Genomic DNA, 8,756 nt, shown 5'->3' with positions numbered 1-8,756 from the left:
GAGACGTTCGGCTTCACTCCGGAGAAGGCGGATGCGGCGCTCGAGGTCCTGCGGTCGATCTCGGCACGCGCCGACGCGACAGACGACTGACCCGCTCCCCGCGGGCGCGGTGTCACAGATCGCCGACCCACCCGGTCAACGCTTTCGAGGCGGGCTTCGGGTCGAGGCATCCGTCTGCCCCGAATCAGGAAGGCGGCACCCATGCCGGCGAACGCGCGTGACCTCGACGTCGCGGCAGAGCTCTTCGAGCAGTCACGGCGGCGCCTGTTCGGCATCGCGTACCGGATGCTGGGTTCGGTCGCCGATGCCGAGGACATCCTGCAGGAGGTGTGGATCCGCTGGCAGACGACCGACCGCGACGACGTGCTCGAGCCCGCCGCCTTCCTCGCGACGATCGCGACACGGCTGTCGATCAACGCCCTGCAGTCGGCGCGCGTGCGGCGCGAGACGTACATCGGACCGTGGCTGCCCGAGCCGGTGAACACCGAAGACGATCCCGCGCTCGGGGCGGAGCGCGGGGAGGCGCTGCAGTACGCGGTGCTCCTTCTGCTCGAGAAGCTCACCCCCACCGAGCGCGCCGCCTACGTGCTGCGCGAGGCACTCGACTACCCGTACGACCGCATCGCAGAGGTCGTGCAGTGCACCCCGACGACCGCCCGGCAGCTCGTGAGCCGCGCGCGGAAGCATCTCGCCTCCGAGCGCCAGGCGGAGGTGACGAACGGCGACCAGCGACGGCTCCTCGAAGCGTTCCTCACCGCGGCGCAACGAGGCGACACCGAGCAGCTCGAGAAGCTGTTCGCCGCCGACGTCGTGAGCTACTCCGACGGCAACGGCGTGAAGCTCGCGGCCCGCATCCCGGTCGTGGGCGCGACGCGCGTCGCGAAGTTCGTCGCCGCGTTCTCGAGCCACTTCTGGACCGGCAAGTCGATCGCGTGGGTCGAGGTCAACGGCCGGCCCGCGGTGACGCTGTCGGAGGCGGGTGTCGTCACGACGGCACTCACGCTGACGGCGTCGGAAGGCGGCATCCGCCGTCTCCTGTGGATCATGAGCCCCGACAAGCTGCAGCACATCACGATCGGCGAGGGATGAGACCGTGGCGCGCGACGTCCTGGCTCCGCCGCCGCGCCGGACGTGAGCGCGCACGCACGAGGCGGATGCGGGCCACCGTGCGCACCGCGCGTGAGGCGTGGCAGCGCGGTGACGCCGTCGCACTCGCGCGATCCCTCAGTCGAGGGGCCCGGCTGCTCGTCGATGCGGGCGGCAGCGTCGCGGTGCCGGCGCGCAGAGCGACGGGAGCCGCCGCCGTCGCGGCGGCGATGGTCGCACTGACCGAGGCGCTGCCGGTCAGCTCGATCGCCGACGCCGAGGTGAACGGCGCACCCGGCCTCACGCTGCTCCACGACGAGCGCGTCGTCGGGGTCGTCGGATTCGGCGTGCGCGGGCGCGCCGTCTCGCACGTGTGGGCGATCGTCAACCCCGCGAAGCTCGCGCACTGGAACGGATGAGCGCGAAGGCGTCACAGACGCGGCATCCGCCCTGTCTCAGCTTTCGGGCGCACACAGGCTCCCCCACGGAGAAGGGCAAGAACATGGCAAAGATCGTCGTCATCGGCGGAACCGGGCTCATCGGCTCGAAGGTCGTCGCGAAGCTGCGCGAGCACGGACACGACGCCGTCGCCGCGGCGCCGAACACGGGCGTCAACACCATCACGGGCGAAGGCGTCGCCGAGGCGCTCACGGGTGCGGACGTCGTCGTCGACGTCTCGAACTCGCCGTCGTTCGAGGAGAGCGCGGTGCTCGAGTTCTTCACGACCTCGACGACGAACCTCATCGCCGCCGAGAAGGAGGCGGGGGTCGGACACCACGTCGCGCTCACGATCGTCGGCACCAACCGTCCCCAGCACATCCCCTACTTCCGCGCGAAGACCGCGCAGGAGAAGCTCATCCGCGAGTCGGGAGTTCCCTACTCGCTCGTGCACGCGACGCAGTTCTTCGAGTTCGTCGGAAGCATCGCCGACATCTCGACCGACGGCGACACCGTGCGGCTCCCGGGCGCGCTCGTGCAGCCCATCGCCGCAGACGACGTCGCGACCGCGGTCGCCCGCACCGCGGCGGGTGAGCCGGTGAACGGCGATATCGAGATCGCGGGTCCCGAGCAGTTCGGCATGGACGAGTGGGTGCGGCGCGGCCTCGCGTTCCGCGGCGACCCGCGCACGGTCGTGCGCGACGACGCCGCGCCCTACTACGGCGCGACCGTCGACGAGCGCACGCTCGTGCCGGTGGGCGGGGCGCAGCTGTTCGAGACGCGCCTCGACGAGTGGCTGCCGGCGAACCCGCCGCGTGCGTGAACCCCCTCACACAGCGAGTCGCCACGATGCGCTGCCCTGCACAGCACTTCGTGGCGACTCGCGCCGTCCGCGGTCGGCGTCAGGCCGCGACGGCGACCTGCGAACGGATGTCGATGGGCTCACGCACCTCTTCGGTCGCCCACTCGATCATCATTCCGCCCGAACCGGCAGCGGCGTTCGCGAGTGTGCGGAGGTAGTCGGGGTCGAGCGACTCCGGCTCGGGGCTCGCGAAGACGAAGCGGAGCGGGATGGCGGGCTGCATCCAGATGCTGGTGCGGCCGGCCGGGCCGTCATCGGGGTGCTTCCACGTCATCGTGAAGCTCTCGTTGCGTCGCAGCTTCGTGGTCGCGACGACCTTGACGTGGGCGAGGATGCGGTCGGGCATCTCGATCGGCTGCGCCTCGGCTCCGTAGTAGAGCAGTCCCATCGCTCGGGTTCCTTTCGGGGTACTGGGGTGGTGGGGTGGTGCTGGATCTCGGTGTCTTGCGGATGCTGCCGCTCAGGCGGCGTTGTCGTAATACCGGCTCATGCGTCGGCGGTGCCGCCAGTCGGCCATGAGGTCGGCGAGGCCGCCTCGGCCGATCGGACGCGGCTGCGGCACGAGTGCCACGCCGAGCGCGTGCGGGAAGGCGGGGATCACCTCTGCCCCGTCCGGCACGAGCTCTCGGGTGTGCTGCTTCATCGTCATGTCCGCGCCCTTTCTGTTCGCTAGTAAATTACTAGCCAGGCAACTCACTGTTTGTCAATCCCAGTAAATAAGTATCTCGGCAAGTGTGCAATCAGTTGTACGTCTCGGCGCTGAACGCATATGATGGGTGCGCACGTCCCGAGCACCCAGCCGAGTCGTGGAGGAGCAAGCCGGAGACCTTATGCCGCAGACCGTCGTACGCCATGAGAGCGAGCACCTCTATGCGGAGCGCCCGCCCAAGACCCCAGAGGGGCGAGCGCTCGCCGAAGCGGTGCTTCATCTTCGTCGCGCCGAGCGCGTTCAGGCCGACCGCGCGCTCGCGGTATCGGGTCTCTCGAACCTCGACCTCACCGCCCTCCGCTACCTCGTGCAGGGTTACCGCGACGGACGCGACCTCAGCCCGAAAGACCTCATCGTGATGCTCGACACCTCGAGCGCGACCGTCACGAACGTCGTCGACCGGCTCGTGCACCGCGAGTACGTCACGCGCGTGCAGCACCCGCACGACCGCCGCGCGCACTACCTGGTTCCGACCGAGGCCGCCATCCACCGCGTCGACGACGCGTTCGGCGCGCACCACTCGACGCTCGTGTCGGTGATCGACGGCCTTCCGCCCGAGGTCGCGAAGACCGCGGCATCCGCCATCTCGCAGATCGCCGAGGCGTTCGATCAGCTCGCGGCCGCGCAGCTGCGCCCGCAGGCCGACACGCCGACCGCCTGATCCTCGAGCCGCGGGCGCGGCAGACGAACCGGATGCCGCCACCGGCGTCCGAGGTCCGCGCTACCTTCTGGGTCGTGGCGGAGAGGGTCGAGCTGTGGTGGGCGCGCCGCCAGTTCTCGCGCGGCGCCGAGGTGCCCTACCCCGTGGGCACGTACCGCGAGGCGTGGGCGGCGTTCCCGATGCTCGTGCGCCAGTACCACCCCGAGCTCAACGCCGGGATCGTGTTGTCGCAGATCCCGCCGGCGGCCGATGTGCTCCTGCTGTGGCAGTGCGAGGCGGGGCACCTGTTCGCCGCGACGCCCACCGAGCAGCGCAACCGCCCGGGTCAGAAGCGCCGACGGTCGGCGTGGTGCCCCGAGTGCTCGCTGCAGGCTGCTCCGCCGCGCATCCGCCGCCCCGACGAGCCGCTCGCGGCCACGGTTCCACGACCACACGCGAAGCCCCGACGGCGCATCTGCGACAAGACGCCCGACCTGCCCGTCGGCGCGGCGTTCACGAGCGAGTGCGCGCCGGCGCCGGCATCCGCCGTCGAGGCGAAGCTGCGCGCCGACCTGTTCGCACGGCTCCCGCTCACGCAGGGGCTCAACGCCGTGCGCGTGCGCCGTCCCTTCTTCGAGCACCTCGAGGTGTGGCCCGACATCGTGCTGGCGGAGTTGCGTGTCGCGATCGAGTACGACAGTTCCGGCCGGTTCGGCCTCGAGCACGTCGGGCCTCGCGAGGATGCCGATCGTCGCAAGGACCGCCTGCTGCGCAGCGCGGGGTGGGAGGTCGTGCGGATCCGCACGGGCAAGCTCGAGAAGCTCGGGCCGCACGACCTCCAGCTGTCGACCATCGGCCGGAAAGGCGTCGATCGGATCGTGGATGCGCTGCGCGGCATCCGCGGTCCGATCTTGGTCGACGCCTACCTCAGCTGATGCGACGGCGGTAGATCGCCATGGAGGCGATGTACGCGACGGCGAGGATGCCGACGAGCCAGGCCATCGCGACCCAGATCTCGCCGCCGACCGGCTGGCCGGTGAACAGCGCCCGCATCGTGTCGACGATCGAGGTCACCGGCTGGTTCTCGGCGAACCACTGCACCGGACCGGGCATGGACTCGGTCGGCACGAACGCCGAGCTGATGAACGGCAGGAAGATCAGCGGATACGAGAACGCGCTCGCCCCGTCGACCGTCTTCGCCGTGAGGCCGGGGATGACCGCGAGCCACGTGAGCGCGAGCGTGAACAGCACGAGCATGCCCGCCACGGCGAGCCACCCGCCGATGCCGGCGCCCGTGCGGAAGCCCATGAGCACAGCCACGCCGATCACGATGGCGAGCGAGACGAGGATCGACACGAGCGACGTGAGCACGTGGGCCCACAGCACTCCCGACCGCGAGATCGGCAGCGACTGGAACCGTTCGAAGATCCCGCCCTTCATGTCGAGGAAGAGGCGGTACGCGGTGTAGGCGATGCCCGACGCGATCGTGATGAGGAGGATGCCGGGCAGCATGTAGTCGATGTACGAACCCGTCGAGGCGCCCGTGTCGATCGCCCCGCCCAAGACGTAGACGAACAGCAGCATGATGGCGATCGGCGTGACGGCCGTCGTGATGATGGTGTCGGGGCTGCGCAGGATGTGGCGCAGCGACCGGCCGGTGAGCACCGCGGTGTCGCCGATGGCGTGGGCGGTCATGATTCCTTCTTTCCTGAATTCGTCTCACCCGTGAGGGCGAAGAAGACGTCTTCGAGGCTCGGCTGCTTCTCGACGTATTCGACCTTCGCCGCGGGCAGGAGCCGCTTGAGCTCGTCGAGGGTGCCGTTCACGATGATCCGGCCCTCGTGGAGGATCGCGATGCGATCGGCGAGCTGCTCGGCCTCTTCGAGGTACTGCGTCGTCAGCAGCACGGTCGTGCCGCCACGCGCGAGCTCGCGAACCGCCTGCCACACCTCGAGGCGCGCTTCGGGATCGAGTCCCGTCGTCGGCTCGTCGAGGAAGATGACGGACGGCGCGCCGATGAGGCTCATCGCGATGTCGAGCCGGCGCCGCATGCCGCCCGAGTAGGTCGCGACCTTGCGGCCGCCTGCCTCGGTCAGCGAGAAGCGCTCGAGCAGGGCATCCGCGATCCCTCCCGGATCGGCGACGTGGCGAAGCCGCGCGACGAGCACGAGGTTCTCGCGTCCCGTCAGCACTTCGTCGACGGCGGTGAACTGGCCCGTGAGGCTGATCGCACCGCGCACGTCGGCCGGACGGTCGGCGGTGTCGAAACCGCCGACCGTCGCGCTGCCCGAGTCCGCTTTCGCGAGCGTGGAGAGGATGCGGATGGTCGTGGTCTTGCCTGCTCCGTTGGAGCCGAGCAGCGCGAAGATCTCGCCCCGCTCGACCTCGAAGTCCACGCCGCGCAGAACCTCGACGTCCTTGTAGGACTTTCGCAGGCCCTGGACGCGGATGGCTGGGGCTTCCGTGATCGTCGCGGTCATGATCCCTCCTCCTTCACTGCGTCGTCGATCGCCTTCGTCAGGCGGACACGCTCCCTGTCGATCCACTGCCGGCCCGTATAGGACTGCGTGAACGTCTCGGCGAAGTCGACCGGGTCGTCGCCGACGATGTCGCGCACCGGCGTGCCGTCGGCGGCTGCGCGCTCCCACAGGTCGGCGAGGTCGCCGAACATGGTGACGAGCGTGTCGCCGTCGAGGTGTCCGCCGTAGTACAGGAAGTACCGGTGGAGGGCCTTCGCGGCCGTGCGGTAGGGGGTGGGCAGGGCCTCGATGCGAGCGAGGCTCTGCTTGTACTGCTTCTTCTGCTCGAGCGATCCCGTGAGCGCCTCGATCCATTTGGCGACCATGTCACTCTCCTTCCTGGCGGAGCTTTTCCAGTCGGTCTGCGAGGAAGCTCCACGTCCTCCAGAACTCTTCGAGGTACTCGTGCCCCCGGGCGTTGACGGAATAGACCTTGCGCGGCGGGCCCTTCTCGGACGGCACCTTCTCGACGTCGACGAGCCCGCGCTGCTCGATGCGCACGAGCAGCGCGTAGATCGTGCCTTCGGCGATGTCGGTGAAGCCCTGCTCGCGCAGCCACGCGGTGATCTCGTAGCCGTACGCGGGCCGAGCTGCCAGCACCGCGAGCACGATGCCCTCGAGAATGCCCTTCAGCATCTCGGTCGCCTGCTTGCTCATCGCACCCTCCGTCGGTACTCAGTAACACTTGGTACCGGTACATAGTAACGCTGAATACCGTCCTGTCAATTCCCGATCCGCGAAAAAGATCCACGGATGCCGTACCCCGCCGCGCCCGTGTGTAAAGGCCCTCGTGATCACCGGGAGGGTGGGCCTACCGTGCAGCGCATGGACGGCATCACCGCGCGCGAGCGCGTCCGAGACGTATGGGGAGCCCGCACGCCGTTCGACCGCGGACACGCGTGGCCGGACCGCGTCGACATCGCCCTCGCGGAGGGCGTCGCTGAAGACGATGTCGACGCCTGGGTGCAGTCGGCGTGCGTGCTGTGCAGCAACGGCTGCGGGTGCGACATCGCGGTCAAGGACGGGCGGATGGTCGGCATCCGCGGTCGCGCCGACGACCCCGTCAACCGCGGCCGCCTCGGACCGAAGGGCCTTTTCGCGAGCTGGAAGGGCATGGAGAACGGCGATCGGCTGACCACCCCGCTCGTCCGCGAAGGCGGGGAGCTCGTCCCCGCCTCGTGGGACGACGCGATGGATAGGGTCGCGCGGCGAAGCCGCGAGCTGCTCGACGAGGTCGGCCCTCTCAGCCACGGCTTCTACACGAGCGGTCAGCTCTTCCTCGAGGAGTACTACGCCCTCGCGGTGATCGGCAAGGCGGGGGTCGGCACACCCCACATGGACGGCAACACGCGCCTGTGCACGGCGACCGCCGCGGCGGCGCTGAAGGAGACGTTCGGCGCCGACGGCCAGCCCGCCGTCTACGAGGACATCGACGAGTGCGACGCGATGTTCCTGTACGGCCACAACATGGCGGCGACCCAGACCGTCGCGTGGGCGCGCGTGCTCGATCGGCTCGCCGGGCCGAATCCCCCGCTCATCGTGGCGGTCGACCCGCGGTCGACGGCCGTCGCGCGCCGGGCCGACGTGCATCTCGCGATCAATCCCGGCACGAACCTGGCGCTCATGCACGCGCTCGTGCGCGAGGTGCTCGAGCGCGGGTGGACGGACGACGACTACCTCGCGGCGCACACGATCGGGCTCGACGAGCTGCGCGGCCAGATCGAGGAATGGACGCCCGAGCGCGCGGCCGAGGTGTGCGGCATCCGCGCCGACGACATCCGCGAGGCGGCGCGCATCTTCGGAACCTCCCGCCGTGTCCTGTCGACCGTGCTGCAGGGGTTCTACCAGTCGGCGCAGGCGACCGCGGCGTCGTGCCAGGTCAACAACCTGCACCTGCTGCGCGGCATGATCGGGCGTCCGGGCGCCGGCATCCTCCAGATGAACGGGCAGCCGACCGCTCAGAACAACCGCGAGTGCGGCGCCGACGGCGATCTGCCGGGCTTCCGCAATTGGGAGAACCAGGCCCACATCGACGAGCTGGCGACCCTCTGGGGCGTCGACTCGCTCAAGATCCCCCACTGGGCGGAGCCGACCCACGCGATGCAGCTCTTCCGCTACGTCGAGCAGGGATCGATCCGGTTCCTGTGGATCTCCGCGACGAACCCCGCCGTCTCGCTGCCGCAACTGCCCCGCATCCGCGAGATCCTCGGCTCGAGTGACGCGTTCCTCGTCGTGCAGGACCTTTACCTCACCGAGACCGCGGAGTTCGCCGACGTCGTGCTGCCCGCGGCGGGCTGGGGCGAGAAGACCGGGACCTTCACGAACACGACCCGGACGGTGCACCTCTCCGAGAAGGCCGTCGATCCGCCTGGCGAGGCGCGCTCCGACCTCGACATCTTCCTCGATTATGCGCGTCGCATGGACTTCCGCCGCCTCGACGGCGAGCCGCTCATCGACTGGACCGGCCCCGAGGACGTCTACCGCGCATGGCAGGAGTGCTCG

At 69.5% G+C, this 8,756-nt stretch carries 12 protein-coding genes; 6 read left to right on the top strand and 6 right to left on the bottom strand.

Translation table 11 applies throughout. The features are described 5' to 3' along the window. Positions 1-201: 201 nt before the first annotated feature. From VFF97_RS04320 to VFF97_RS04310, 3 genes are all read left to right on the top strand, one after another. Positions 202-1,089 carry an RNA polymerase sigma-70 factor gene (locus VFF97_RS04320; RefSeq protein WP_325032267.1) on the top strand — a complete coding sequence of 296 codons (888 nt, stop codon included), beginning with the start codon at positions 202-204 and terminating at the stop codon, positions 1,087-1,089. Between the two features lie 77 nt (positions 1,090-1,166). Next, a complete protein-coding gene (locus tag VFF97_RS04315) occupies positions 1,167-1,505 on the top strand; it encodes a hypothetical protein (protein WP_325032266.1) in 339 nt (112 codons plus the stop codon). 83 nt (positions 1,506-1,588) lie between these two features. Further along, positions 1,589-2,347, top strand: coding sequence for an SDR family oxidoreductase (locus VFF97_RS04310; protein WP_325032265.1), 759 nt, complete (start codon positions 1,589-1,591; stop codon positions 2,345-2,347). A 79-nt stretch (positions 2,348-2,426) separates the two neighbouring features. Here VFF97_RS04310 and VFF97_RS04305 read toward each other — a convergent pair whose 3' ends face one another. Together VFF97_RS04305 and VFF97_RS04300 are read right to left on the bottom strand one after the other, a co-directional pair. Next, positions 2,427-2,774 (bottom strand): hypothetical protein, encoded by a 348-nt coding sequence (locus tag VFF97_RS04305; protein WP_325032264.1) that lies wholly within the window; start codon positions 2,772-2,774, stop codon positions 2,427-2,429. 72 nt (positions 2,775-2,846) lie between these two features. Further along, a complete protein-coding gene (locus VFF97_RS04300; protein WP_325032263.1) occupies positions 2,847-3,035 on the bottom strand; it encodes a hypothetical protein in 189 nt (62 codons plus the stop codon). Positions 3,036-3,216: 181 nt separating this feature from the next. Here VFF97_RS04300 and VFF97_RS04295 point away from each other — a divergent pair, with 181 nt between their 5' ends. Beyond that, positions 3,217-3,756 (top strand): MarR family winged helix-turn-helix transcriptional regulator, encoded by a 540-nt coding sequence (locus VFF97_RS04295; protein ID WP_325032262.1) that lies wholly within the window; start codon positions 3,217-3,219, stop codon positions 3,754-3,756. Positions 3,757-3,830: 74 nt separating this feature from the next. Continuing rightward, on the top strand, positions 3,831-4,670 hold the full coding sequence (locus tag VFF97_RS04290; RefSeq protein WP_325032261.1) for a zinc-ribbon domain-containing protein: 840 nt from the start codon (positions 3,831-3,833) through the stop codon (positions 4,668-4,670). Here VFF97_RS04290 and VFF97_RS04285 read toward each other — a convergent pair. The 4 genes from VFF97_RS04285 to VFF97_RS04270 are packed head-to-tail and all read right to left on the bottom strand — an operon-like array spanning position 4,663 to position 6,911. Beyond that, positions 4,663-5,430 (bottom strand): ABC transporter permease, encoded by a 768-nt coding sequence (locus tag VFF97_RS04285; protein ID WP_325032260.1) that lies wholly within the window; start codon positions 5,428-5,430, stop codon positions 4,663-4,665. The two genes, VFF97_RS04290 and VFF97_RS04285, sit on opposite strands and share 8 nt — an antisense overlap. Next, complete coding sequence (locus VFF97_RS04280) at positions 5,427-6,215, bottom strand: ABC transporter ATP-binding protein (RefSeq protein ID WP_325032259.1); 789 nt, start codon at positions 6,213-6,215, stop codon at positions 5,427-5,429. The genes VFF97_RS04285 and VFF97_RS04280 overlap by 4 nt, the downstream gene beginning before the upstream one ends. Next, on the bottom strand, positions 6,212-6,580 hold the full coding sequence (locus VFF97_RS04275; RefSeq protein WP_325032258.1) for a DUF1048 domain-containing protein: 369 nt from the start codon (positions 6,578-6,580) through the stop codon (positions 6,212-6,214). Before VFF97_RS04275 ends, VFF97_RS04280 begins: the two co-directional genes overlap by 4 nt. Before the next feature lies 1 nt (position 6,581). Continuing rightward, the gene (locus VFF97_RS04270; RefSeq protein WP_325032257.1) at positions 6,582-6,911 is read right to left on the bottom strand and encodes a PadR family transcriptional regulator; all 330 of its coding nucleotides are present in this window, start codon (positions 6,909-6,911) and stop codon (positions 6,582-6,584) included. Between the two features lie 168 nt (positions 6,912-7,079). On the opposite strand from VFF97_RS04270, the gene VFF97_RS04265 reads away from it, so the two are divergent. Beyond that, positions 7,080-8,756: molybdopterin-dependent oxidoreductase (locus VFF97_RS04265; protein WP_325032256.1), on the top strand; the 1,677-nt coding region annotated here is incomplete at its 3' end.

The organism is Microbacterium sp., assembly GCF_035687345.1.
Lineage (GTDB): Bacteria > Actinomycetota > Actinomycetes > Actinomycetales > Microbacteriaceae > Microbacterium.
This window is presented reverse-complemented; position numbering and strand designations above follow the sequence as displayed.